Consider the following 25911-nt stretch of genomic DNA (forward strand, 5'->3'; position numbering starts at 1 on the left):
TGTATTATCACATACTCTTTTTTTATTTCCGTTTTTTTCAGAAATTTTGCAGCTGAACACCAACACCTGACATCAAGAAAACATTTTCATTAAAATTTGTTGTTGACTATGCTATCACCTAGATGGTATATCTTATAATATAACAACATATACAATCTTATAACAAAAGTACCGCAGAGACTGCAGATGAGGAGGACGGTATGCGTGTAGCAGGCGTAGGTTTTAATTGCATTGACCGGTATGAGAATTTGAACCAATATTATCCGACCGGCAACAGCGTAGACTTTGTCATTCATATGAGCCGTTTGGGGGCTCAGGCTTCGATGGTAAGCGTTGTCGGCAATGATCTATATGGAGCCTTGATGATGGATAAGCTGCGGGAAGAACAGGTTGACGTCTCTCACATGCATATTCGTGAGGGCAGCACGGCCGTTTTTATCATGGAGCTGAACGGCAACGACCGGGTGCATAAGGAGAAGATCGAAGGCGTAATGGCAGATTTCTCGCTGACGGAAGAAGACAAGGCGTTCGTGCTCCAGCACCAGGCGATTCATACCAATCTATCCGGACGTATCAATGAGCATCTTGCTTACTTCCGCAATGAGGGCATCGAGATCATTTATGACTTCTCGACACGCACGAAGAAAGAAATTGCCGGACCGATCCTGCCGGATACAGACTATGCCTTCTTCTCCTACACACAGGAAGACGAGTATATCCAGGAATTCATTGAATGGGCATACAGCCAGGGACCGCGAATGGTGGTGGTTACCCTGGGCGAGCATGGCAGCCTTGCTTATGATGGAAAATCTCTTTACCGGGAAGGCATTGTCCAGGCAGAGGTTATCAACACGGTCGGTGCGGGAGACTCATTCTGTGCAGGCTTTATGTACGGACAGCTGCAAGGCTGGACGATCCCCGAATCGCTCAGGCATGGAGCGAAAATAGCAGCTGCAGTCGTATCCAGATTCGAACCTTACTAATGCCGGGCCGGCAGAAAGGCGGATTATGAATTGATCATCGACGTACACACACATCCCATTTTTTATCAAGCGATCAGCGGGGACAAGCAAGTGCTGGACTACCGGAAACAGCAATTCGGTGTGTTCAAGCAATCCCCAAGTCCGATTGAATCAGTCCTGCAGGAAATGGACTACATGCAGGTCAGCCGATCCATCCTCCTTCCCATAGACCTGACTACGCAAAGCAGCGGATGGATCGTCTCCAACGAAGAGGTGAGACAGCTCGTAGAGCTTGCACCAGATCGTTTTATCGGCTTTGCCAGCGTAGATCCCCATCGCAGCGATGCGCTGGAGGTGCTGGATTACGCATTTCGGGAGCTGGACCTGCAAGGGCTCAAGCTTCATCCTTCCAAGCAAAAATTTTATCCCAATGATGACAAGCTGAAGGGCATTTATGAAAAATGCCTGGAATTCAACAAACCGATTATGTTTCATGCAGGCATGAGCTGGGAACCGGATGCGCCTGCCAAGTATTCTCACCCGCTGCACTTCGAGGAGGTAGCAATTAAATATCCGGAACTTCGCATGTGCCTGGCCCATTTCGGCTGGCCTTGGGTTCACGAGACGGTCATGCTGCTGCTCAAATATCCGAACGTGTTTACAGACACCTCGCTTCTGCATATGGACAATGCCCTTGATTTTTTCAAGCAGGTATTCCAGGTCAACATGGGCCCGCTCTGGATCGAGCGCAACCTGAACGATAAGGTCATGTTCGGCACAAACAGCCCCCGCTTTAAAGCGAAGCGGCTGCTTCCGGCACTGAAGGCGATGAATTTCAGAACCAAGACGCTGCAGAAAATCCTTGGCGGGAATGCGCAGGTCTTCCTGGGCGAAAGGAGGAACGAACGGCCGTGGTTAAACTGAAAACAATTATGCTGCGATCAACAGCAGAGTTCCAGATGATCAAAATTACGGATGAGGTTCGAGCCTTTATCGAGGAATGCGGAGTGCAGAACGGGCTTGCTGCCGTGATATCCGCGCATACGACAACAGGCATCATGGTGAACGAAGGGCTGGAATGTGTTGAAACAGACATCGAGGAGCTGCTGGAGCGGCTGGTGCCCAAGGATTTTCCATATGCCCACGCACACTTCCTCCCGTCATATGGCGCCACGGGCAGCAACTCTCCCTCCCATCTGAAATCGATGCTCTCCGGCAACAGCTGCATGTTCGTCGTACAGGACGGCAAAATGATCTCCGGGGATGCCCAGGATGTATATCTTGCTGAGTTCGACGGACCCAAGGGCCGGAAGGTGTACATTCAGGTCATTGGAGAGTAAGCAAAGGAGGAACCTTCAGGGCCGGGGAGTTGATCGGTCCGCAGTATAACTGGGAGCCGGAAAGGTTTACAAAGGAAAGTCTGAACCGCTTGTCCGAGGTGTTCGGGAATATCACTGTCCGTTAAGCGGAGTGTGCGATCATACAGCATTTCTCAAATTTCAGCAGCTGAAAGCGAGGATGGAACATGAAAAATGTGATGCGAAAATCAATGATGGGCAAATGGGTATCGGTATATTCCTTGATTGTGCTGCTCCTTCTGGCAGGCTGCGGCAATAACGCGAGCGGAGGCGGGGACTCCGCCAAGACTGGAGCGGGAAGCGGTTCGGCTGCTACAGGAGCGTCGGCGGATGTGCCGGCACTGCCGGCTGCCGTCAAGGAGCGGGGTAAGCTTGTTGTAGGTGTCAAGGTCGATTATCCGCCGCTTGGTTATCTGGATGAAACGGGACAGAACGCCGGGTACGAAATCGGGGTGGTCAAGAAGATGGCGCAATACGCCTTTGGCGATGAGAATGCAGTCGAATTCGTGCCGGTCAATGCCACCAACCGGATTCCATACCTCGAATCCAACAAAATTGATTTTATCGCGGCAACGCTTGGCATTACCGAGGAACGCAAGAAGCAGGTCGACTTCTCGACCAGTTTCTTCGATGGCGGGGCTATCACGGTAGTCAAAAAGGGCAGTGACATCAAGGCTATCCCTGACCTTGCCGGCAAGAAGGTGATCGTGATCAAAGGATCAACAGGCTCCACGTACCTGGATGAGAACGTGCCAACTGCCGAGCAGATCAAGATCGAAAGCAATGCGGACGCGTTCCGCGCCCTGAAAGACGGCCGTGCGGATGCCATGTTCCATGATGCTGTCCTGATGTCCGAGTTCGTTAAAACTTCACCTGATTATACGATTGTCGGCGACCAGGTTGCTTTTGCCCCCATGGCCATCGGAGTCCGTAAAAATGATACGGAAATGCTGAACTTTGTAAACGGCTCGCTTGAGCAGATGAGAAAAGAAGACTACTTCAAAACGCTGATCGAACAATACATGCCGAGAGCGGGCGATCTCGACCCGATGCAAATGATTCCAAGACCTGACGGCGCCAAATAAACGAGGGAGGGAACTGCATGGGTACAAACCAACCGAAATTATCCATACGTAATTTACAGAAGCGTTATGGCGATAACACGATTTTGCGCGGCGTCGATATTGATGTGCACCAACAGGAAGTGATTGTGATCATCGGGCCGAGCGGATCGGGCAAGAGCACACTCCTCCGCTGTATCAACGGTCTGGAGAGCATTAACGGCGGAGAGGTATACATTGATGACGAGAAAATAGAGTACACACCGGCAGCGCTGCAGAATGTCCGGCAGCGGATCGGTATGGTGTTTCAGAGCTACAATCTGTTTCCGCATATGACCGTGATGGAAAACCTGCTGCTTGCCCCAATGAAGGTGCAAAAACGGGCCAAAAGCGAGGTGCTGCCGCAGGCCAGAGCGCTGCTTGATCAGGTGGGGCTGCTCGACAAGGCGGACAGCTATCCGTCCCAACTGTCGGGAGGACAGCAGCAGCGGGTGGCCATCGCCCGTTCGCTTGTGATGAATCCTGAAGTCCTGCTGTTCGATGAAGTGACCTCCGCGCTTGATCCCGAGCGGGTACGGGACGTGCTGGATGTCATGAAGGATCTGGCCTCCCGCGGGACCACTATGCTAATCGTGACGCATGAAATGGGCTTTGGCCGCGATGTCGGCGACCGCATTATTTTCATGGATCAGGGCGTCATTGTGGAGCAGGGACCGCCGGAGCAGGTATTCGGCAATCCGCAAGAGGAACGCACTCGTCAGTTCCTGCGGAATGCCATGTAGATAGACAGCGAAAGGAGGTCATGGCGTGAACTTTGATTTTGGTTATATTATCGGCACCCTTCCGCTGCTGCTCACGGGCTTGAAGCTGACCATTTATATCAGTGTCGTCAGCATTCTGTTTTCGCTGATCATCGGCATGGGCGGTGCTGTGGTGCGAACGTTGAAAATTCCGGTTTTGTCGCAAATTGTTGCTGTGTATGTAGACGTTATTCGCAATACGCCGCTGCTGGTGCATGTATTCTTCCTTTACTTCGGCCTGCCGGCCTTCGGGATCAAGCTGTCCGCTTTAACCGTCGGGATCATCGCGCTTTCCCTGTGGGGCGGGGCGTTCGCGGCGGAGAACTTCCGCGGCGGTACGGATGCCGTGCCGCACGCGCTGATCGAGTCCGGGCAGTCCTTGGGCTTGAGCACAGGCCAGATCGTGCGTCATATCATTATTCCGCTCGGGTTCAGGATCAGCTTCCCGGCCTTCAGCAACACCGCTGTGTCGGTGATCAAGAACTCGGCTTATCTCACCAGTATCGGGGTTGCGGAGATGACTTTTATGGCCATGGACCGGATCGCTTACGATTTCAAAACCTACGAAATGCTGCTGACAATCGCGGCCATCTATCTTCTTCTGATTTGGGGTACCTCATATTTGTTCGGACGTATTGAGCGCAAGCTGGATTATAAAAAAAACACCACGAAAGGCAGGGGTTTAAGTGGAGGTTTTATCGAAAAATTTAAACTTTCTCCTCGACGGGCTGATTAATACGATCCTGTTGAGCTTAAGCTGCCTCGGGATTGCGCTTGTGCTCGGAATTATCGTCGGGGTGCTGCAGACAGCGCATAACCGGACGGTCTCCATGCTTATGAAGGGGTACGCGGAGCTGTTTCGCGGCCTCCCTATTGTTATCACCCTGTTTCTCGTTTTTTTCCTGCTGCCGGAAATGGGCATTGAAGTCAACAACTATGTTTCAGCCATGATCGCACTCAGCCTGTGGAGCAGCGCCAACATTTCCGTAGCCGTACGTGGGGCCATTCAATCCATTCCGCCAACCCAGACGGAAGCGGGGCTGGCCTTGGGGCTGAGTCCGGTTCAGATCATGCGTTATATCATCTTGCCGCAGGCGGTGCGGCGCATGCTGCCTTCCGTGATCGGCCTGATGTCCAACCTGGTTCAATCGACATCATTGTCGGTGCTGATCGGCAATCTGGATTTTCTCAAATCCGTCCAGCTCGTCATCGAACGGGTGGAGCTGATGCAGGGCCTGTCGATCGCCACCCAGATGTATACCTTGGTGCTGGCTGTTTATTTCGTCATCTGTTATCCCCTGTCCATGTTGGCAAAAAGATTGGAGCGGGCCTACCGCTAATTGCACGTGCATTTTAACGATTCTGACCAGCTGCCGCTGGGTGAAGGAAATTGACTTGGAGGCCCTCTCATGCCGGATGGTATACGCAAATATTTTATGCATGTGTATAACTATTTCTTTTATATTGCCTATGCGTCCTATCTTCCGTTCCTCAGCTACTGGTTTGCAGAGGACGGATTATCGGCGCAGCAAATCGGATTCATCTTCTCGATCGGGCCTCTGGTCGGCTTTCTGATGCAGCCGGTGTGGGGGATGCTGATCGACTATTACGGCATCGCAAAATATGTCTTGATCGGCAGTATGGGCATTACCCCCTGGGTGATGCTGATGTATCAATTTGCGGATCACAATTTTGCCCTCTATGTGGCCATTTCGATTCTGCTGGCTGTGTTTGCATCCGCAACTCTGCCTGTTGTGGATGCCATAACGGTCAGACATGCGAAGAAGAATGCGCTCGGCTATGGTGCGATCCGAGTCGTTGGCTCGCTCAGCTTTGGGCTTTCCGTGACTTTCTTCGGCATTCTTTACGATAAATACGGACTGTCCCTGCTTTTTCCGGCTTATATTGGGACGATGCTGGTTATGTGTCTGCTCAGCTTTTTTCTCGATACGAATCAAAGGGAAGAGGCTGAGAAACACAACCTGGCGATACGCCGCAGCGGGATGTTCAAGGAAATGCTGCCCCTCCTAAAGGAACGGAGCTTTCTACTTTTTCTGATCCCCGTCTTCGTTGCCGCCATCGGTCCGCAGCTGAACAATGCGTTCTATTCGGTGTATATCAGTCACTTCGGCGGAGAGGCATCGGGGAAAATCGGCATTCTCTATACGATTTCCTCCGTGGCGGAAATACCTGTGTTTCTATTATCCGGCTATATTATCAGCAAGCTCGGTTATGTCAGAACGCTTACGCTGGTCTCGCTCGCAGGGGCTCTCCGCTGGTATGTGCTGTCCATTGAACCTCCGTTTGAAATTTTGATGCTGAACCAGATTTTATCAGGGGTCACCTACGCGCTCTTCCTGGCAACAGGCATCAATTATGCGTATGACAACAGCCCGGCTCATACGAAGACGACGGCCCATTCGCTATTTATCGTTGTTTACACGAATATTGCCGGTATCGTGGCCAGTAACATCGGCGGCTTTGTCATTGAGGCGGGCGGGTACCGGCTGCTGTTCGGTGGAGCGGCTGCACTCAGTGTGCTTGGGGCTGTCGGTTTTGCCATGCTGGGCCGCCTCAGGACCGAAAAGCTGCATAACTCCACAGTTTAATCGACAGGTCTCTGAAAAAGGAGGGAGGAGCCATGGGATTTGAAAGTGTAATACTCCGTTTGGAGATACAGCATGATAAAACCTCATTTGAGAAAGTGGTTACTGTCATCACACAGTATAGAGGGGACATTGTCGCCATGGACGTTGTCCGGTCGGGTGTTCATTCGTCCGTACGCGATATTGACGTGCAGCTGGAGCGGGACGGTTATGAAGGCGTGGTCGAAGCGCTCAAATCGCTGGATGGAATTCAGGTCATTCACGTGTCGGACCGCACGTTTCTTGCCCACTTGGGCGGTAAAATTTCTATTCAGCCCTCCATGCTGATCAGGAACCGTGACGATCTGTCGCGTGTCTATACGCCAGGGGTCGCCAAGGTGTGCAGGGCGATAGCGGATGATCCAAGGAAGGCGCACAGCTTGACGCTGAAACGCAATACAGTTGCCGTTGTAACCGACGGGACGGCCGTGCTTGGGCTGGGGGACATCGGTCCCGAGGCTGCAGCGCCGGTCATGGAAGGCAAAGCGATGCTGTTCAAGCAGCTTGCTGACGTTGACGCCTTCCCGATCTGTCTCGATACGAGGGATACGGAGGAAATCATCCGTACGGTGAAGGCTATCAGTCCCATTTTCGGAGGCATCAACCTTGAGGACATCAGCTCGCCCCGCTGCTTCGAGATCGAGCAAAGGCTGCAGGAGGAGCTTGATATTCCGGTCTTTCATGATGACCAGCACGGGACGGCCATCGTGGTGGTTGCCGGGTTGATGAATGCGCTTAAGGTTGCCGGCAAGCGGATGGAGGACGTGCGTGTGGTGGTGAACGGCATTGGCGCAGCGGGGGTAGCCATCTGTAAAATGCTGCTTGCCGCAGGCGTTAAGCGTCTGAACCCAGTGGACCGGTTCGGTGCGATCCTTCGGGGCGGCGTGTACGAGCATCCGATGTGGCAGTGGCTTGCGGATCAACCCCAGGTCGAGGATCGGCCGGGTCTGCTCTCCGAAGTCATTGCGGGGGCCGATGTGTTTATTGGCGTATCCCGTGCCGGCGTACTGTCAGCCGCGGATGTTCAATCCATGGCGGAAGACGCCATCGTGTTTGCCATGGCGAACCCGGAGCCGGAAATTACACCGGAGGAAGCGCTGCCCCATGTACGTATTTTCGCAACAGGGCGCAGCGATTACCCGAATCAGATTAATAATGTTCTGGTCTTTCCCGGAATGTTCCGCGGCGCGCTGGATTGCCGCGCCAATACGATCAATGAGCAGATGAAGCTGGCAGCAGCCGGTGCAATTGCGGAGGTGGTGAGCGAATCCGAGCTAAGCGAGCTGTATATCGTCCCGAGTATCTTCAATGAACAGGTTGTTGCCAAGGTGAGGGAGGCTGTGATTCGTGCGGCCATTCAGACAGGAGCAGCCAGGCGTATTCCACCTGACATTGGCCTTCCTGTTAGCGAGGAAGACGAATTGGCACCAGTGGCATGGCGGATGTAGTTCAGCGCAAAATGCAAAAACTGGTGTTGACATTTTACACCATTGAATGTATAAGTAAATATAATACAACATATAACAACATAAAATTTTGGAGGACATAATCATGAGCGTAGCTAATGTACTGACGACCGCACAGGAGCAGGTGAACCGCATTCTTGAGGCTTATAAGGAAAGAACGATCAACCGGGTATTCCTTGTTGCCTGCGGAGGCTCCTCAGCTCTAATGCATCCGAGCAAGTACTTCATTGACCGCGAAGCCACTACGATTACGGCGGAGGTGTATAACTCCAACGAGTTTATTTACCGCAATCCTTCCACCCTCGGCTCCGATTCCCTTGTTATTCTCTGCTCCCATAAGGGAAAAACGCCCGAAACGACAGAAGCGGCCAAATTTGCCAAAGGCAAAGGAGCACTGACTGTATCCCTGATGTACGTCGAAACCGCGCCGCTGGCCGATGAGTCGGATTTCATCGTCAACTACAGCTGGGCGCCTCCAGGACAACTGGACGCTCATCCTGAAATTGCAAATTATGCGATTTTGTATCGGTTAACGATGGGGCTGCTCGCTGTGAAGGAAGGAAACAAGAAGTACGAGAAGCTGGTGCAAAGCCTGGACAGTCTCAGCACGGTGCTGAACAAAGCGAAGGAGCAATCGCTTGAGAACGCCAAAGCGTATGCCCAGGCTGCCAAGGATGAGCCGGTGATCTATACGATGGCCAGCGGTGTGAACTACGGGATTGCTTACTCGTTCGCGATTTGCATCCTGATGGAGATGCAGTGGAAGCATTCGCATGCGATTCATGCCGGCGAGTTCTTCCATGGTCCTTTCGAGGTACTGGATAAGGATGTGCCGTTCATCCTGCTGATGGGCCTGGACGAAACACGTCCGATGGAAGAAAGAGCGCTTAAATTTCTGAAGGAACACGGCGAGAAGCTGCTCATTCTGGATGCCAAGGATTATGATATGAGCGGGATTGATGAGGAAATGAAGGGCTACCTGGCACCGCTTCTGCTTAACTTCGTGCTGCGTGTCTACGCTGTCGAGCTTGCCGCAGCCACCGGCCACCCCCTGGAAACGAGACGTTATATGTTCAAGGTCCCTTATTAAGAAAAATAAACAAAAAGATGACTTCCAATTTTGCTTGGAGGTCATCTTTTTTTGTCTTGAAGTCAGTGAGCAAAATTCCCGTCGCTGCCATGTGTGAATTTACCGTCTTCAGTAACACGGAGTGTACGCCTGGTTTTAGCTGTTTTCCTCACAAATTCTTTGCCTTGCTATAGAGTAAACTCTAGGCACTATACTAAAAAAGTATCTAATGAAAGGGAGGATTATATGATGAAAACAATCTTGATTACAGGGGCATCTACAGGACTTGGAAAAGCAACTGCCATGTATTTTGCAGAACGAGGGTGGAACGTCGCAGCAACTATGCGCTCCCCGGAAAAAGAAACAGAGCTCACCAACCATAACAATGTTTTTGTCACTCGTATGGACGTTCAACAGCCTGAAGCAATCCATCGAGCGGTAAATGAAGCCATAGAGCGTTTTGGGCAAATAAATGTACTTGTGAACAATGCCGGTTATGGAGCAGTGGGGATCTTTGAGGCTGCTACCGAACAACAGATTCATAACCAGTTTGACGTTAATGTTTTCGGGCTCATGCGCGTAACACAAGCAGTGCTGCCGCATTTTAGGGCAAACCGGAATGGATTGATTATAAATATTTCCTCTCAAGGAGGAAGAATCACGTTCCCTCTGACCTCTTTATACCATGCAACTAAATTTGCCGTGGAAGGCTTTTCCGAATCGTTGTCCTATGAGCTGGCTTCCCAGAATATCCGTGTTAAATTGATCGAGCCAGGTATTGTGAATACTCCGTGGTACAGTTCAGCCGTACGTTTGAATCATGAGGCATTGTCAGACTATAATAGTTTCACAGATTTGTTTAATAAGCAATTTGAGAAATTCGTTCAAAATAATGCCCATCTTCAGGCCACGCCGGAAGTGGTTGCCGAAACGATTTATAAAGCTGCGACGGACGAAAGCGATCAATTAAGATATCCTGCGGGCAAAGATGCCGAAGAAATATTGAAGAAGCGGGAACAATTAAGTGACGAGGAATTCAAGGCGTACATGAAAACCCAAGTTCTTGGCTAAGGAGGAGGTTCTTATAAGTTATTCAATCGGCCAGGTAGCAGAAGAAACGGGATTGTCCATTCATACCTTGCGTTATTATGAAAAAGAAGGGATTCTCCCTCCTATTAAACGAGATGAATTCGGTGCACGAGTCTTTGACGAGGAAGCCATGGAATGGCTGAGGTTCGCATGCTGTTTGCGGGACACCGGGATGACCATTGAAGAAATGAAGGGATTTTCCCAATTAACCCTTCAAGGAGACAAAACAATCCCGGAACGTGTTAAGCTTTTGAACCGGCAGAAGGAGCGGGTGGCGAATCAGGTCAAGCAGCTCATGAAAAATATGTCCATGATTGAGCACAAGCTTGAAATGTACAGGGAGCAGCTTTGAAGGATCTCGGCAATCACGAAGTTTGGGAACACACCCACTACAAGCTAAATCATACCATTACAAGGGCTCTCTTACGAGGGTCCTTTTGTGTTTTATAAGGCAATGGTTCTGGACTTAGCTTCTTTTATGGACATAAGAACCGAACTTGACATTAAAACTTACGAATGTAATAATTAAAGTATTACAATTGTAATACATAAAGAGTGGTCAAGGTGGTGGTGCCGGACAGATGCTATGAAAGCTTGTAAGTATGTTCTTAAACGGAATCAGTGTGAAAAGAGGGTTACATCTTGAAAAAATACTTAACGGGTATAAACAAAATGGCTTTATGTGCGTCGGTGCTTTGTCTGATTGTACTGGTTGGCTGTACGAAAACGGGTGCTATAAATCAGTCTGCGGATACTGTGAGTCCATCAGCAGGCGCATCGAGTCCGACACCTGAGAAGGATACGTCCAATGAATTGAATTCCGCTTTCGAGCAGCTCGAAAGCAAATTCGACGCCCGGCTTGGTGTATATGCTCTGGATACAGGTACAGGCAAGGAACTTGCCTATCGAGAGGATGAGCGCTTTGCTTATGCTTCAACATTCAAGGCTCTGGCAGCAGGAGCGATTTTACGGCAAGCAACTGATGATGATTTGAACAAGGTTATAAAATATACCAAGGATGATCTTGTTACGTACTCACCCATTACGGAGCAGCACGTGGATACTGGCATGACCCTTAGTGAGATATGTGATGCGGCCATCCGCTATAGCGACAATACGGCCGGAAATCTGCTGCTCAAGGAGTTGGGGGGACCTGAAGGGTTCGAAAAAGCGATGAGAGAAATTGGCGATACGGTAATAATGCCTGAACGCTATGAGACAGAGCTGAATGAAGCCGTGCCCGGGGATACCCGCGATACCAGCACTCCGAAAGCGTTCGTCCAGAGCCTCAAAGTGCTGGCGGTTGACGACTCCATGCCTGCTGACAAACAAGAGCTGCTTATCGACTGGATGAAAAGAAACACCACAGGTGATGAATTAATCCGGGCAGGCGTGCCGGAAGGCTGGGAGGTCGGCGACAAGACGGGGGCCGCAAGCTACGGAACCCGCAATGATCTTGCTATCGTATGGCCGCCGGATCGGGAGCCGATCATCATCGCGGTGCTGTCCAGCCGTGATACCAAGGATGCCGAATATGACAATGAGTTAATCGCCCAGGCGGCCAAGACGGCATTGGATGCCTTGAAGTAATTGCAGCAAAACATCCGAAACGGAGGAAATGGTCTCTTTTTCAAACTATAGGGGCAAAAGGTCGAGATAGGGGGGAACTTCTCCTCTTTCGGCCTTTTTTGCTAGTTAGGAATCGTACGAGATCCTTTGATCTTTTTCTTGTGGTTTAAGTATGGATATGCAATTTCTACTACATCTGCAAATGAAATGGAGGAATGAGACTACAAGTTATATAATAAATGGAGCTTACACAGTCCGATGGAGGTTCCTGAAATGAACGAATTGCCGCAAATATCAGATGCCGAGTTCGAGGTTATGAAAGTGATCTGGAGCCATGCGCCGATCAGCACGAATGAAGTGATTGAAAAGCTCACCAAGACTAGCAAATGGAGTCCGAAGACGATCCAGACCCTGCTGCTCCGGCTGGTAAAGAAAAAGGCGCTGACATATACGAAAGAAAGCCGCGTATTTGTATACACTCCCTTAATTCAAGAAGACGAGTACATCAAGCACGAAAGCAAAACCTTTCTGGACCGTTTCTACAACGGAGCATTAAATTCCATGGTGCTGAATTTTCTGGAGCATGAGCAGGTATCGAAAGAAGATATCCATGAACTCAGAAAAATTTTGGATGAGAAGTTCAAAGAGGGAGACAGGTAGTATGGGATACGCTCAGCCCAGGGCTGAATTTTGGCGTCCCGGACTGTGCGTATCTTGTTAAATGAAGACTGTAAGAAATATATGGAATACTATGCCTGTTTCTGCGCGCTTTCCAAAATATCATGCAAAAGACTGGAGATAGGTGTGGGAGACTGTACCTGCTGGGCTGTCTTTTGGAAGAGGCCGACATCCTTGAGCGGAATCTTGCTTTGGGTGAATTGGCTGTACTGTTTCTCGGCAATCATTTTGCCGTAGCTCTGATAGATTGGGGCAGAAAATAAGGTCTGGGTGAGCATGTCAACCACAGGCTTGGGATCGACTCCATTTTTTTCAGCCATTGTAAGTGCTTCAAGCATAGATTGTCCGGCTGAGACAATCAGGAAGTTACCGATGAGTTTAACAGCCGTTGCAGCTCCGACCTCTTCGCCAAAATCGAAAAGTCCTTCTCCCCCCATTGCCTTTAGAATGGGCCGCACTCGTTCTTTCACTTGTTCTGGACCGGCAAAAGGGACCGTAAGCTTGCGGGCAACCGCTGCCTCGGGTCTGCCGAAAATAGGGGCCTCCATATATACGCTGCCATGTTCAGCATGGATGGCCGCCAGCTTTTTCGCCATTTCCGGGGAGATCGTACTCATCCCGACATGGATGCCGCCCGTTCCCAGCCGTTCCAAAAAACCATCGCTCATGACGATGCTTTCCACAGACTCATCATCCCACAACAGGGTCATGACAATGCCGGCGGGTGTCACAGTGTCAGCAGGACAGGACGCTAACCGGGCGCCTTGCTCAACCAGCGGTGCGGCTTTGCCGGCTGTCCGGTTGTATACCGTGAGAGAATAGCCGGCATCAAGAAGATTGGAAGCAATGGGTAAACCAAGATTGCCAAGACCGATGAATCCAACGGTTTCACTCATTTCAATAAACCTCCCAATTCAATGTATATTAAAAACGTTACGTTAACGTCATGTTTTGGGTAAAAAAATTAGTGTGCCTCTCTCTCCTTAAACCAGTGCTCGAAGCGTTCGATGTTGGTCTGCAAGTCTGCGCGAAATTGCTGTAACGCATCGATCTTCTCGTCTGTTTCGGCAAGATGCTTGCGCAGGAGGGCGAGGACTTTCTGTTTTGGCTGTACTCCGCTGGCATCAGTGAAATAGAGGTCGATGACGTCCCGTATTTCTTCCAGGCTGAGCCCTAGCTTCTTTAACTGGTCAATTTTCCGCAACCGGGCAACTGTCTCCTCTGTGTAATAATGCTGCCCGTTGCCCTCGCGTTCACCCCGTGGAATCAGTCCGATGCTTTCATAATATCGAACCGTACGGTGAGTTACGCCGGCCCGTTCTGTCAAATCCCCTATACGCATGCGTTCTTTCATTCACTTCAGCTCCTGGATAAACATGACGTTAACGTTATGTTGGCATAATATCATCATTTCCAGCGCTTGTAAAGGAAGACTTGCGCCTTGTACCTGCTTGATAATAGGGGTTAAAAAACGGCAGTCTTAAAATTCGGGCAGACGATGGCATAAAATATCCATTGACAACTTGTATATACAGGTATAGAATCAACTTGCTTGTATATACATGTTTTGTTGGATTGGGGATTACATTTTTCATTACATCGATAGTGGAGGCTTCTATATGAGCAGTACAAAGCAACAGGACTGGTGGAGAAAGCTTACGGTCTATCAGGTTTATCCGAAGAGCTTCAAGGATACGACAGGCTCGGGCTCGGGGGATATCAAGGGATTGACCAGCAAGCTCGATTACTTGAAGGATCTCGGCATTGACATTGTCTGGCTGCAGCCGGTGTATGTCAGTCCGCAAAATGATAACGGTTACGACGTGGCGGATTATTATCGCATCAATCCTGACTTCGGCACGATGGAGGATTTTGACGAGCTGGTCCGTGAGCTCAAAAAACGCGGTATGCATCTGATGATTGATATTGTCGTTAATCACTCTTCTACAGAACACGAATGGTTCAAGGAATCCAGAAAATCGAAAGATAATCCGTACCGGGATTATTATATATGGAAAGACCCGGCGCCTGATGGGGGACCCCCGAATAACTGGCAATCCAAATTCGGCGGAACGGCGTGGCAGTATGACGAAACGACAGAGCAATATTATCTTGCGTTGTATGACAAGACTCAGGCTGATCTAAACTGGGAAAATGAGAAGGTTAGAGATGAAGTCATCAAAATGATGACCTTTTGGGCGGAGAAAGGTGTCAGCGGTTTCAGGCTGGATGTCATCAACCTGATCTCCAAAAATCAGCAGTTCCCTGATGACTTTGGTCCGCATCAGCCGGCGGACGGACGCATCTATTACACGGACGGGCCGCGTGTTCACGAGTTTGTGAAGGAACTGCACGAGAAGGTGTTTGCGCCATACAATTTGGTGACAGTCGGAGAGATGTCTTCTACAACGCTGGAGCACTGCATACGTTATTCCAACCCGGATGAAAAGGAATTCTCCATGACCTTTAACTTTCATCATCTGAAGGTGGATTATCCGAACAATAACAAGTGGGAGCTTATGACGTACGATTTCGAGCAGCTGAAAAGCCTGCTGTCCAAGTGGCAGCTCGGAATGCAGCAGGGCGGGGGCTGGAATGCCTTGTTCTTCAACAATCACGACCAGCCGCGCGCCGTATCCCGCTTTCTGGATGACGGGCAGTATTTGGCCGAAAGCGCCAAGCTGCTGGCAACGACTCTGCACGGATTGCAGGGAACCCCTTATGTCTATCAGGGAGAAGAGATCGGCATGCCAGACCCGCAGTGGAACAGCATAGATGAAATCCGGGATGTCGAGTCCAGGAATATGTATCGGATATTGCAGGAACGGGGCAAAACCGCCGAAGAGGCGTTTGGCATCATCAAGGAGCGCTCGCGGGACAATTCCAGAACCCCGATGCTGTGGGACGGCAGTCCTCAAGCAGGCTTTACGAGCGGCACCCCATGGATCAAGGTGGATGAACGTTACCCTTCGCTCAATGTGAAACAGCAGCTGGCAGATCCGAATTCGGTGTATCATCATTACCGCAAATTAATCGCGCTGCGCAAGCAGATCGAGGTATTCACGGATGGGAACTATGAACGGCTGGACGAGGCGCATCCTCAGATTTTTGCGTACAGCCGCAGCAACAGCAGCGAGACCTTGCTTGTCATTTCCAACTTTAGCGGTAAGGAGGCTGAATTCGGGCTCCCGGAACGTGCCTGGAAGATGATGAAGGACAGGGATGCGGAACTTCTGCTGGGCAACACAGATATCGAACTTAAATTGCAGCAGCGGATCAAGCTGACTCCGTTTGCTTCATATATGTGGATTATACGGTAAGTATTTAACCGTATGCTTAATTCAGAGGGGGAGAGCAATATGGCGATTGACAAAAAGGATGTAGAGCAGATTCTTCAGGCCGTCGGCGGTAAAGAAAATATCGAGGCGGCCACCCACTGCGTCACCCGGCTCAGATTTTCGCTTTATGATGAAAGCGAGGTGGATGAAGCTGCACTTGAAAGCAATGAGCTGGTCAAGGGGCACTTTTCCACCCAGGGGCAATTCCAGGTCATTATCGGGCCTGGTCTTGTCGATCAGGTATATGACGAGATGATGAAACTCACCGGCGGAGAGCGGGTATCCAAGGATGAGCTGAAGAAAATTGCGAGTAAAAAGCAAAACCCGCTTCAGCGGGCTGTCAAAGCGCTGGCGGATATTTTCATCCCCATTCTGCCGGCGATCGTTACAGCCGGTCTGCTGCTCGGGATTAACAATATTTTAACAGGACCGGGTATTTTCTTCGAAGGGCAGTCCCTGGTGCAGGTCTATCCCCAGTGGAAGGATTTTGCGTCCATTATTAATACGATTGCCAGCACGGCGTTTACTTTCCTTCCTGCACTCATAGGTTGGTCTGCCGTCACCCGTTTCGGGGGCAGTCCGCTGCTTGGCATTGTGCTCGGATTGATCCTTGTCCATCCGGATCTGCTGAGCGGCTACGGTTATGCTGACGCCAAGACGAACGGAACCGTTCCTGTCTGGAACCTGTTTGGCTGGGATGTCGAGAAGATCGGTTACCAAGGCCAGGTGCTGCCTGTTCTGGTGTCGGCTTATATCTTGGCCAAGATTGAAGCATTTTTGAATAAAAGGGTGGCTGACGCATTTAAACTGCTGATCGTCGCTCCCGTAACGCTTTTAATTACAGGATTTTTGGCCTTTACCGTGATCGGACCGGTTACATTTGCAATTGGAAACGCAATCACTTCCGGACTGGTGTATATCTTCGGTCTTGCTCCTGCGCTTGGCGGCCTGATCTATGGCGGATTGTACGCGCTGCTTGTCATTACGGGCATGCACCACACCTTTCTGGCAGTCGATGTTCAGCTTATCGGTTCCCAGGGCGGCACCTTTCTGTGGCCGATGCTGGCGCTTTCGAATATCGCACAAGGTGCGGCGGCACTGGGCATGCTGTACGTATTTAAACAAAAGAAAAGCAAGGGTCTGGCCATAACGTCATCGGTCTCCGCCTTTCTGGGAGTTACGGAGCCTGCCATGTTTGGTGTCAATGTAAGGCACAAGTTTCCGTTTGTCTTCGGCATGATCGGCTCCGCCATCGCGGGTGTTCTGCTGTCTGTGAATGGTGTACTGGCGTCCTCCGTGGGCGTCGGCGGTATTCCCGGTTTTCTGTCCATTTATCCTAATCAGTGGGGTGTGTTCTTCCTGGGCATGGCCATTGTATTGATTATTCCGTTCACCGCTACAGTACTCTATGGCAAATGGACGAATCGCAAGACATCGGACATTACGGATAACAGCTCCAATACAGAACCGGAAGCTGCCGAAAGTTCCGCCGCGACTATTGAACCAGGGCAATCTGCTGTTGCTGAAAGCGCAGACAACCAGGAGCATATTCTGGAAATCAAATCTCCGTTGACGGGAAAAGCGGTGGAGCTGGCGGAGGTGCCTGACCCTGCTTTCTCAACCGGTGCCATGGGCCAGGGAATCGCAGTGGAACCGGCAGAGGGTAAAATTACTGCTCCTTTCGATGGTGTTGTGGCCCATGTGATCAAGAGCAAACATGCCGTGATGCTGGAGCATGCCTCCGGCGTTCAGGTTCTCATTCACATCGGAATCAATACGGTGTCTTTAAAAGGCAGCGGTTATACCGTCCATGTTCAGGATGGTGATAAGGTTAAAGCCGGCCAACTGCTGCTGGAATTTGATCGTGAACTGATCCGTGGAGCCGGACTCCCGTTGATTACGCCAATTATTGTGACTGGCGGGCAGGAACGGATTGAGCAAGTGGAGAAGATGGCATTGGGCGAGGTTCAAAGCAATCAGGATACTATTCTTAAAATTCATTTTAAAGGATAGAGGTCTTTTCCGGGTTACCTCCGACAATGTTTCTACATGAGTTCACAGAACAGGGAAAGGCAGTTTCCCCGGGGCTGATGCCGGTAGCTGGATTATGCAAAATCCCCATGATAAAATGAATGCGGTGATCACATTGTATAAAAACATCTACTTGCAAATCTTCAACGACTACTCGGAGAGGATCCAGACCGGGGAGCTGGCCCCCGGTACGAAGCTCCCGTCGGAGCATGATATAACTGCTGAATATGAAACTTCAAGAGAGACGGTGCGCAAGGCGCTTAATTTGCTGGCCCAGAACGGATATATCCATAAGGTCAGAGGCAAAGGCTCATTTGTACTGGATATAGGACGAATGAATTTTCCCGTTACCGGGCTTATATCTTTCAAGGAAATGTCGGAAAAACTCGGCAGGAGCACAAAGACCCATGTATATGAGGTCAAGTTGATACCAGCTTCCTCCGAACTGGCGAGGCAGCTGCAGATTGCTGCGGGAGAGCCTGTCTGGCGGGTAGTAAGGTCGAGGGAAATTAAAGGGGAACGGATTATTCTGGATAAGGATTATTTTCTGTCCTCCGTTGTTCAGACTTTGGACCGGGAAATTGCCGGTCGCTCCATCTATGAGTATTTGGAGCAGGGGCTGCAGCTGAAAATCAGCTATGCCAAGAAGGAAATTTCCGTAGAGGAAGTTACGGAGGAGGACTCTCGTCTGCTGGATCTGCATGACTACCAGCACATCGTCGTCGTCCGAAATTATGTCTATCTTGAAGATACGACTCAATTCCAGTATACCGAATCCCGGCACCGTCTCGACAAATTTCAGTTTGTAGACTTTGCCCGGCGGGTGCACGGGGAAGATTAGTATTAAATCATTGTATGCCAAGGGGCGGCAAAAGTCATAAAGGATGACTTTTGCCGCCCCTTTTTCCAAATAGAATGCCTGCAGTAGGAACCGTGGTGGAGTTGACGCCGTTGTGAAAGTTCTTTTATGCTGGTAAATGATGTTATTAGAAAGGAAGTTTAAACCATATGATTGTGAATGAAGCTGCGTGGCCCTTATCCGTCAAGACGTTTACCGAAGCGTATCGGACACTTGGCGTGGAACAGGGGATGACACTGATCGTCCACTCATCATTGAAAGCATTAAACCGTTGGATTATTGGCGGACCTACGGCTGTTGTGCTTGCTTTGGAGGAAGCTGCAGGCGAAGAGGGCACACTTGTGATGCCGGCTCATAGTGGAGATCTATCCGACCCCTCCAAGTGGGGCAATCCTCCTGTGCCTGAGACGTGGTGGCAGGCCATCCGGGATGAGATGCCGCCATTTCAGCGGGATCTAACTCCAACATTGGGCATGGGAGCCGTGGTAGAATGCTTTCGCAAACAGGAGGGGACACTGCGCAGTAACCATCCACAGGTTTCTTTTTGCGCGCGGGGACCGAAGGCAGGTTGGCTGGTGGAGAATCACGAGCTGGCGTATGGGCTTGGCGAAGGCTCGCCGCTGGCGAAGCTCTATGAGGACAACGCGATGGTTCTTTTGCTCGGTGTCGGCTATGACAATAATACGTCAATTCACTTGGCGGAATATCGGGCAAACTATGCTTCCAAGGCCACTGTCATCAATGGAGCGCCAATTCTAAAGGACGGCCGCAGAGTGTGGTGCACCTTCGAGGATATCGACATCTCGTCAGATGACTTTATCAAGCTTGGTGAGGAGTTTGAACAGATCACCGGACATGTGAAAAAGGTGCAGGTCGGGGATGCGGCAGCCAGACTAATGCCTGTCCGCCCGCTGGTCGATTTTGCAGTGGCTTGGCTGGAAAAGCATCGCTGAGAACGGGTTGAATTGAGGAGCTCGCTTGATAACGGGTTTTCGCAAACTCGCGACTTTAGTCATGAGTAAGAATACTTCGGTTCAGGCATGTCATTTGACGATTGGAGCGAGACGACTAAAATGGAGGTCAATTGTAATGATTACCAGACTATCTACAGTACAGGATTATGGCCGAATGGTTGAAATATGGCTTGAGGGCTCCAAATTATCACATGATTTTATCGACGAGCATTATTGGGCCTCTCAGCTGTCGGATATGAAGGAGAAATACCTCCCCATGTCCACATCCTATGTCTTGGAAGAAGCTGGCGATATTAAAGGCTTTATTTCGGTAGTCGGCAACTATCTGGCGGCTTTATTTATTGACCCAAGACAGCAGGGCAAAGGCTATGGTGAAAAGCTTCTTAATTACGTGAAGGATCAGGCTGACAGCCTGGACTTGAAAGTATATCAGCAAAATGACCGGGCAGTCGGATTTTATCTGAAAAATGGATTCGCCATTATCGAGGAGCAGATCGACGAAAACACCTCTGCCAAAGAGTATGTCATGACGTGGAGAAGAGAATCGTAGATGGGGTCTGGACAGTGTCCACGGATCATGATCCAAGCAATGGTAACTGAAATGAGGATTGGCAAAAGACCGTATGCGCAGGCATACGGTCTTCCGATTTTATGACTTCTGAAAATGTACGTGGACAGATGCTTTTTACTGTTGAATCTTCTCGGGTTCGGGATATTCCTTGCCGAGCGTGTCTACAGTGACCTTTTTCATCACCGGAGGGTTCTTCGGCTTGTCATTTGCGTCACGCGGCAGGTTCACGATTTCATTAACAACATCCATGCCTTCGATGACTTTGCCGAAGGCGGCATATTGGCCGTCAAGGCTTGGCGCATCCGCAACCATGATAAAGAACTGGGAGCCACCTGAGTCTAGATCAGCTGCACGAGCCATGGAGAGCACGCCGGTCGTATGCAGCAGGTTGTTCTCTACGCCGTTTGTTTTGAACTCGCCTTTAATGCTATAGCCCGGACCTCCAGTACCGTTGCCGTTCGGGTCGCCGCCCTGGATCATAAACCCGGGAATGACACGGTGGAAGGTAGTACCGTCATAAAATCCGCTTTTCACAAGTGAAATAAAGTTGTTCACTGTATTCGGGGCCACCTCCGGGTACAGCTCGAGTTTGATCTTTTTGCCGCTGTCCATTTCGATCGTCACCACTGGATGTGAAGTGGCTCCGCTTGTATCGACGTTTCCGGTGCCGGAAGGCGTGGAAGAATCCTGACCGGCGCCGCTGGCGGTTTGGCCGCTTCCCGTTTGGGTTTGCGCTTGTCCTGTCTGGCCGCTGCCTGTTGCCGGCTTTGTGCCGCATCCGGCCACCGCGATCAGCAGCACGGCAAACAAACTCAGCAGCAGGGGACGCTGCATTATTTTTTTCATCATGACATGACCTCCGCTTCGATGAAATCTGAGATGGTTGATAACTTTTCCGTTTTCTATCATACCTTATAATATGGAGAGAAGAAAAATCCGGGGTTGAAAGTCCCGTATCTTGACCATACTGCTGCTATTCCCGAAGAAAAGGGGCAGTGAACCATGGATATGAATACCAAGCTGATGAAAGGCCTGATATGGGGAATTCTGTTCAGTCTGCCGGTCTGGATCGGGGTGCTGTATTGGGTCAGGCACGCACAAGATTGGCTGCGCCTTATATTGTAAGCGCATCACAGATTAAGCCAAAAACCCGGTAGGGGTTTCTGGCTTATTTGTGCTTCTTCCAGTCCAGGCTGCTGTTGTTCAGCAGGTACTCGAAATCATTTTCCAGCCGCTTCTGCTCGGCTTTACGTGCCTCGACCGCCCGCGCTCGCTCTTCGTCCTGGCGTCTTTCCTGCTCCGCCTTGGCCTCATTCGCCTGGGCTTTCAGTTTATCAAGCACTTCCGAGCTGAGCAGGTCCTTCAGGGTGGCGGGTTTGTCCTGTGCGGGTTGCGACGGGGCTGCAGGTCTTCTTTTTTTAGCCATTCATCTCATCTCCATTCCCCATGATTATACCAGCTTGCCGGTATCTGTTCCAAGCTCAGACAGGCGTCAGGTGGTGGACATTTCCCGAAACTGGCGTAGAATGGAAGGCAACAGAAAGGACGTGTGATTTATGGCATATTCTTGGAAGCGCAATCTTGCGGTGCTGTGGACCGGTGTGTTTTTCTGCAGCACCGCCTACTCCATCTCCATCCCGTTTTTGCCGATCTTCATGAGCACGGATTTGGGGGTGACGGACCGTCTTGAGATTTGGTCGGGCCTTGCCTTTGGCATTACTTTTCTGGCAAGCGCTCTTATTGCTCCTTATTGGGGATCCCTGTCCGACAAATACGGGCGCAAGCCGATGCTGATCCGCTCAGGCTTCAGCCTGGCAGTGCTTTATCTCCTGAGCTACTTCGTTACTGATCCATACACTTTCCTGGTGGTGCGGGTGCTGCAGGGGCTCTTGGCCGGGTTTGTTCCTGCATCGATTGCACTTGTTGCAACCAATACACCTGAGGAAAAGACGGGTTATGCCTTAAGCGTCATGGCGACCTCCGGTGCAACGGGAAGCATCATTGGCCCGCTGATCGGCGGGGTGGTGAGCCATTATTACGGCAACCGCAACGCCTTTCTCTTCTCAGCCGCCGTGGTGCTGATCGCAGCTCTAATCGGGACCTTCGGTGCCAAGGAGCAAAACTTCAACCGTTCGGGGGCAAGATCGCATGTGAGGGATGATTTGAAGCTGGCTTTTGCCAACAGGACATTTGTCATTTTGCTGGGTCTGGTTGCATTGAGCACTTTTTCAGTCATGATTCTGGAACCGCTGATTACGGTCTATGTGCTGGAGATGGGAGTGGACCGCAGCAGCGCCTCGCTGACCTCGGGAATTGTCTTCTCCGCCGTCGGCATAGCCACGGTGCTGATGGCGCCGCGCTGGGGGAAGATCGGCAGCCGCATAGGTTACGGTAAAGTGCTGCTCATCGGCCTGGTCGGCTCGGGCATCGGTAATATTCTGCAGTTCTTTGTAACCGATTTTATCGGCTTCGGGGTGCTGCGGTTTGGTTACGGGCTCTTCTATGCCGCTGTCCTTCCGGCCATCAACGCATTGATCGTGCAGGTGACGGAGCCGGATTTTCGCGGCCGCGCCTTCAGTCTGAACCAGTCCTCCTCGCAGCTGGCCATGATGGCTGGTCCCATTATCGGCGGCTTGCTTGGTTATTTGCTGGATATTCAGTGGGTATTCGTGATCAATGGGGCGGCACTGCTGGTGGCAGCGCTGCTGCTGTGGTTCAGGGGAAAGGGTATTCTGACCGCAACGGTGAAGGCCGGGGGATCGCGGCCGGCAGCTTCCTCCGCAGGAAGGGTACAGCATATGGATCGCGGCTAGATGTTCTGGAATAACAAAAACGTTCAAGTTATAATGGGGCATGAATATACACGGATTGGTTAAGGAGGAGCTATGAGCAAAATCAGAGTGTCAGCCGTGCAGTATCATCTCCATACGATTCACTCGTTTGAGGAGTTTGCGCTGCAATCGGAGCATTACATTAAGACAGCAGAGGAATTTGGCGCGGAGTTTGTGCTGTTCCCCGAGTTTTTCACCACTCAGCTCATGTCCATCGGTGACGGCAAGGGCAATGCGCTGAAGATTAACGATCTGCCCGATTTTACGGAACGTTACCGCGAGCTGTTTTCTTCCTTTGCCAAGCGTACAAATATGCATATTATCGGCGGCACCCATGTGGTGCGAAGAGGTGACCGTTTATATAATACAGCGTATTTATTTTATCCTGACGGCCGTATTGCAGAGCAGGCAAAGCTGCATATTACGCCTACGGAAGTGCATGAATGGAACATGGCTCCAGGTGAAGGGCTGCAGGTATTCGATACGGCAAAGGGCAGAATTGCCATGCTGACCTGTTATGATATTGAATTTCCTGAAATTGTGCGCATGGCCAAAGCCAAGGGAGCGGATATCATCTTCTGTCCTTCGTGTACGGATGACCGCCATGGCTTTTACCGGGTGCGCTATACGAGCCATGCCCGTGCGGTGGAAAATCAGGTCTATGTCGTCCTGACCGGAACGGTTGGCGCGCTGCCGACGGTGGATTTCATGAGAGCCAACTACGGACAGGCCGCTGTCATTACGCCAAACGATATTCCGTTTCCCCCGCGCGGCATTATGGTGGAGGGCGAGCTGAACGATGATATGATCGTAACGGCGGACCTGGACCTGGAGCTGTTGTATCAGGTGCGGGAGCGCGGTTCGGTGACGACGTGGAGGGACCGGCGCACCGATCTTTACACGGATTGGAGCTGAGCGGGTGTATTACAAGGAAATCTACGTATTTGACGGGGAACGTCCCGTCAAAGCCGTTATCCGCAATTATGGTCCGCAGGATTTTGACGGTATGATCCGCATCCAGCAGGAATGCTTTCCCCCGCCGTATCCTGCGGAGCTGTGGTGGAACAGGGAACAGCTCGCTTCGCATGTGGAGCGGTTTCAGCAGGGGGCGCTCTGTGTGGAAATCGGCGGGCAGCTTGCGGGCTCGGTGACGAGTCTGATCGTCGATTACGATCCGCAGCATGCCGAGCATACGTGGGAAGAGGTGGCGGATCAAGGTTATATCCGCACCCATCGGCCTGACGGCAACGCGCTGTATGTGATCGACATTGCTGTCAGACCGGCTTTCCGTAAGCTGGGGCTGGGCAAGTGGCTGCTTTTCTCGCTGTACGATGTGGTTGTAGAGCTTAAGCTTGACCGGCTGCTTGGGGCCGGGCGGATGCCAGGCTACCAAGCCCATGCCGACCGTTTGACTGCTGAACAGTACGTTGATGCCGTGCTCGCGGGAGAATTGAAGGATCCTGTGCTGACCTTTCTGCTCCGCTGCGGTCGTATGCCCGTTCAAGTGCTGCCGGATTACCTCGAAGACGAGCAATCCTGTAATTACGCTTTGCTGATGGAATGGAGAAACCCTTTTTTGTAACAAGCAGTTCTCTTAATTGAATTAAAGCAAGGAGTGTGGGGATATGGAATATCATCGTATTACAAGCATTGAAGATCCGCTGTTCGCCAAAATGCACTGCCTGATGCAGGAGGTATTTCCGCCTGAGGAAGTGCTGGAATACGGTCTGTGGAAGGAACCGCTGGAAGACCCGGGCATCCGCGTTTTTGTCGCTGTGCATGAGGGAGAGGTTGTGGGCGCGACGGAATACCGTTATTACGAGGATTTTAATGTGGCTATGACCGATTTTACCATCATCGGCAGACCCGGTCTCGGCATCGGGCGTTATCTCTGGAAAAACCGTCAGGCCGACCTGCATGAGCTTGCGGCACAGAGCGGACAGAAGCTGTTTGGCATGTTTGCCGAAATCTACGACCCGTACCGCGGCAATGATCATGAGTTCGGCGGAGTAAAACCGATGGATCCATATGTGCGGCGTGAAGTGCTGTCGCATCTGGGATATAAGGTTCTGGATCTGGAATATGTTCATCCTTCGTGGAACAATGACGGGGAAGCGGTGGAAGGCCTTAATCTTGGCTTTATGCCTGAGGATGATAGTGTCTCCGAGTTGGACACCAGGCTGGTGGTTTCCTTCCTGCGCCGCTATTATACAGTGCTGCCAAACAAGCCGGAGGCCTGGAACCGCATGGTGGCGGAGCTGGAGGCCAAGGATAGGGTTGCGTTGCTGCCGATCTGATACAACTGCAGCAAAATGCCGGAAACGATGAGTCTGCTGATCTCGTTTCCGGCATTTTCAAGTTGTATTGGGCTGCCGGTTAGAGTAGAAGCTAAGTTGCTTACTTCCCTCCGCCGGCAGCAGGGCTGTTCAAATTGGCCCTGTCAGAATCGGGACGCCCATGCTCTTGCGTGGCCTTTTGGTCCGGGTCGTCCAGAGCCTCGGGGAAGCTGTCTTCTTTGAACAGGCCAAACTCTTCATCTATATCCCGTTCTGTGATAAGATCATCAGACACGGGGTTTTCGCGTTCTTCCACCATGAGCACCTCCACTCC

General features: G+C 50.9%; 29 protein-coding genes. 24 read left to right on the plus strand and 5 right to left on the minus strand.

What is annotated here, in order from left to right:
• The first annotated feature begins 200 nt into the window (after positions 1–200).
• The 14 genes from frlD (at position 201) to ACE5KN_RS04895 (ending at position 12679) form a co-directional block, all read left to right on the plus strand.
• A complete protein-coding gene (frlD, locus tag ACE5KN_RS04830) occupies positions 201–983 on the plus strand; it encodes a fructoselysine 6-kinase (protein WP_375523337.1) in 783 nt (260 codons plus the stop codon).
• A gap of 30 nt (positions 984–1013) precedes the next feature.
• Complete coding sequence (locus ACE5KN_RS04835) at positions 1014–1886, plus strand: amidohydrolase family protein (RefSeq protein WP_375523336.1); 873 nt, start codon at positions 1014–1016, stop codon at positions 1884–1886.
• The gene (locus ACE5KN_RS04840; protein ID WP_375523335.1) at positions 1874–2302 is read left to right on the plus strand and encodes a secondary thiamine-phosphate synthase enzyme YjbQ; all 429 of its coding nucleotides are present in this window, start codon (positions 1874–1876) and stop codon (positions 2300–2302) included. Before ACE5KN_RS04835 ends, ACE5KN_RS04840 begins: the two co-directional genes overlap by 13 nt.
• A gap of 197 nt (positions 2303–2499) precedes the next feature.
• Complete coding sequence (locus ACE5KN_RS04845; protein WP_375523334.1) at positions 2500–3405, plus strand: transporter substrate-binding domain-containing protein; 906 nt, start codon at positions 2500–2502, stop codon at positions 3403–3405.
• Positions 3406–3422: 17 nt separating this feature from the next.
• The gene (locus ACE5KN_RS04850; RefSeq protein WP_375523333.1) at positions 3423–4163 is read left to right on the plus strand and encodes an amino acid ABC transporter ATP-binding protein; all 741 of its coding nucleotides are present in this window, start codon (positions 3423–3425) and stop codon (positions 4161–4163) included.
• A 25-nt stretch (positions 4164–4188) separates the two neighbouring features.
• A complete protein-coding gene (locus ACE5KN_RS04855; RefSeq protein WP_375523332.1) occupies positions 4189–4917 on the plus strand; it encodes an amino acid ABC transporter permease in 729 nt (242 codons plus the stop codon).
• Between the two features lie 10 nt (positions 4918–4927).
• On the plus strand, positions 4928–5521 hold the full coding sequence (locus tag ACE5KN_RS04860; protein ID WP_375533048.1) for an amino acid ABC transporter permease: 594 nt from the start codon (positions 4928–4930) through the stop codon (positions 5519–5521).
• 69 nt (positions 5522–5590) lie between these two features.
• Positions 5591–6790, plus strand: a complete 1200-nt coding sequence (locus tag ACE5KN_RS04865) for an MFS transporter (protein WP_375523330.1) — start codon at positions 5591–5593, stop codon at positions 6788–6790.
• Between the two features lie 32 nt (positions 6791–6822).
• Positions 6823–8274 carry an NAD-dependent malic enzyme gene (locus tag ACE5KN_RS04870; protein WP_375523329.1) on the plus strand — a complete coding sequence of 484 codons (1452 nt, stop codon included), beginning with the start codon at positions 6823–6825 and terminating at the stop codon, positions 8272–8274.
• 121 nt (positions 8275–8395) lie between these two features.
• Positions 8396–9382 (plus strand): SIS domain-containing protein, encoded by a 987-nt coding sequence (locus ACE5KN_RS04875; protein WP_375523453.1) that lies wholly within the window; start codon positions 8396–8398, stop codon positions 9380–9382.
• A 228-nt stretch (positions 9383–9610) separates the two neighbouring features.
• On the plus strand, positions 9611–10432 hold the full coding sequence (locus ACE5KN_RS04880) for an SDR family oxidoreductase (protein WP_375523328.1): 822 nt from the start codon (positions 9611–9613) through the stop codon (positions 10430–10432).
• Positions 10425–10802: a MerR family transcriptional regulator gene (locus tag ACE5KN_RS04885; RefSeq protein WP_375523327.1), complete on the plus strand. Its 378-nt coding sequence runs from the start codon at positions 10425–10427 to the stop codon at positions 10800–10802. The genes ACE5KN_RS04880 and ACE5KN_RS04885 overlap by 8 nt, the downstream gene beginning before the upstream one ends.
• Positions 10803–11122: 320 nt before the next feature.
• A complete protein-coding gene (bla, locus tag ACE5KN_RS04890) occupies positions 11123–12040 on the plus strand; it encodes a class A beta-lactamase (RefSeq protein ID WP_375523452.1) in 918 nt (305 codons plus the stop codon).
• A gap of 252 nt (positions 12041–12292) precedes the next feature.
• Positions 12293–12679: a BlaI/MecI/CopY family transcriptional regulator gene (locus tag ACE5KN_RS04895; RefSeq protein ID WP_375523326.1), complete on the plus strand. Its 387-nt coding sequence runs from the start codon at positions 12293–12295 to the stop codon at positions 12677–12679.
• An 89-nt stretch (positions 12680–12768) separates the two neighbouring features.
• On the opposite strand, the gene ACE5KN_RS04900 is transcribed toward ACE5KN_RS04895, so the two are convergent.
• Together ACE5KN_RS04900 and ACE5KN_RS04905 are read right to left on the minus strand one after the other, a co-directional pair.
• Positions 12769–13593, minus strand: a complete 825-nt coding sequence (locus ACE5KN_RS04900) for an NAD(P)-dependent oxidoreductase (protein WP_375523325.1) — start codon at positions 13591–13593, stop codon at positions 12769–12771.
• Positions 13594–13661: 68 nt separating this feature from the next.
• On the minus strand, positions 13662–14039 hold the full coding sequence (locus ACE5KN_RS04905; protein ID WP_375533049.1) for a MerR family transcriptional regulator: 378 nt from the start codon (positions 14037–14039) through the stop codon (positions 13662–13664).
• A 277-nt stretch (positions 14040–14316) separates the two neighbouring features.
• On the opposite strand from ACE5KN_RS04905, the gene treC reads away from it, so the two are divergent.
• The 5 genes from treC (at position 14317) to ACE5KN_RS04930 (ending at position 20449) form a co-directional block, all read left to right on the plus strand.
• On the plus strand, positions 14317–16017 hold the full coding sequence (gene treC / locus ACE5KN_RS04910; RefSeq protein WP_375523323.1) for an alpha,alpha-phosphotrehalase: 1701 nt from the start codon (positions 14317–14319) through the stop codon (positions 16015–16017).
• A 39-nt stretch (positions 16018–16056) separates the two neighbouring features.
• Positions 16057–18048: a PTS system trehalose-specific EIIBC component gene (gene treP / locus ACE5KN_RS04915; protein ID WP_375523322.1), complete on the plus strand. Its 1992-nt coding sequence runs from the start codon at positions 16057–16059 to the stop codon at positions 18046–18048.
• A gap of 133 nt (positions 18049–18181) precedes the next feature.
• Positions 18182–18907 carry a trehalose operon repressor gene (treR, locus tag ACE5KN_RS04920; protein WP_375523451.1) on the plus strand — a complete coding sequence of 242 codons (726 nt, stop codon included), beginning with the start codon at positions 18182–18184 and terminating at the stop codon, positions 18905–18907.
• 167 nt (positions 18908–19074) lie between these two features.
• Positions 19075–19878, plus strand: coding sequence for an AAC(3) family N-acetyltransferase (locus ACE5KN_RS04925; RefSeq protein WP_375523321.1), 804 nt, complete (start codon positions 19075–19077; stop codon positions 19876–19878).
• A gap of 136 nt (positions 19879–20014) precedes the next feature.
• On the plus strand, positions 20015–20449 hold the full coding sequence (locus ACE5KN_RS04930) for an N-acetyltransferase (RefSeq protein ID WP_375523320.1): 435 nt from the start codon (positions 20015–20017) through the stop codon (positions 20447–20449).
• Positions 20450–20584: 135 nt separating this feature from the next.
• Here ACE5KN_RS04930 and ACE5KN_RS04935 read toward each other — a convergent pair whose 3' ends face one another.
• Entirely contained in the window at positions 20585–21319 is a 735-nt protein-coding gene (locus tag ACE5KN_RS04935; RefSeq protein WP_375523319.1) for a peptidylprolyl isomerase, read from the minus strand.
• Between the two features lie 153 nt (positions 21320–21472).
• Here ACE5KN_RS04935 and ACE5KN_RS04940 point away from each other — a divergent pair, with 153 nt between their 5' ends.
• Positions 21473–21595: a hypothetical protein gene (locus ACE5KN_RS04940; protein ID WP_375523318.1), complete on the plus strand. Its 123-nt coding sequence runs from the start codon at positions 21473–21475 to the stop codon at positions 21593–21595.
• Positions 21596–21638: 43 nt separating this feature from the next.
• On the opposite strand, the gene ACE5KN_RS04945 is transcribed toward ACE5KN_RS04940, so the two are convergent.
• Positions 21639–21896, minus strand: coding sequence for a YqkE family protein (locus tag ACE5KN_RS04945; RefSeq protein WP_375523317.1), 258 nt, complete (start codon positions 21894–21896; stop codon positions 21639–21641).
• A gap of 130 nt (positions 21897–22026) precedes the next feature.
• On the opposite strand from ACE5KN_RS04945, the gene ACE5KN_RS04950 reads away from it, so the two are divergent.
• The 4 genes from ACE5KN_RS04950 (at position 22027) to ACE5KN_RS04965 (ending at position 25598) form a co-directional block, all read left to right on the plus strand.
• Entirely contained in the window at positions 22027–23283 is a 1257-nt protein-coding gene (locus tag ACE5KN_RS04950; protein ID WP_375523316.1) for an MFS transporter, read from the plus strand.
• Between the two features lie 72 nt (positions 23284–23355).
• Positions 23356–24216, plus strand: a complete 861-nt coding sequence (locus ACE5KN_RS04955) for a carbon-nitrogen hydrolase family protein (RefSeq protein ID WP_375523315.1) — start codon at positions 23356–23358, stop codon at positions 24214–24216.
• Positions 24217–24220: 4 nt separating this feature from the next.
• Positions 24221–24883, plus strand: a complete 663-nt coding sequence (locus ACE5KN_RS04960; protein WP_375523314.1) for a GNAT family N-acetyltransferase — start codon at positions 24221–24223, stop codon at positions 24881–24883.
• A 43-nt stretch (positions 24884–24926) separates the two neighbouring features.
• Entirely contained in the window at positions 24927–25598 is a 672-nt protein-coding gene (locus ACE5KN_RS04965) for a GNAT family N-acetyltransferase (RefSeq protein WP_375523313.1), read from the plus strand.
• Between the two features lie 100 nt (positions 25599–25698).
• On the opposite strand, the gene ACE5KN_RS04970 is transcribed toward ACE5KN_RS04965, so the two are convergent.
• Entirely contained in the window at positions 25699–25893 is a 195-nt protein-coding gene (locus tag ACE5KN_RS04970; RefSeq protein ID WP_375523312.1) for a hypothetical protein, read from the minus strand.
• Positions 25894–25911: the final 18 nt, after the last annotated feature.

Source organism: Paenibacillus terreus (assembly GCF_042138595.1).
Taxonomy (GTDB): domain Bacteria; phylum Bacillota; class Bacilli; order Paenibacillales; family Paenibacillaceae; genus Paenibacillus; species Paenibacillus terreus.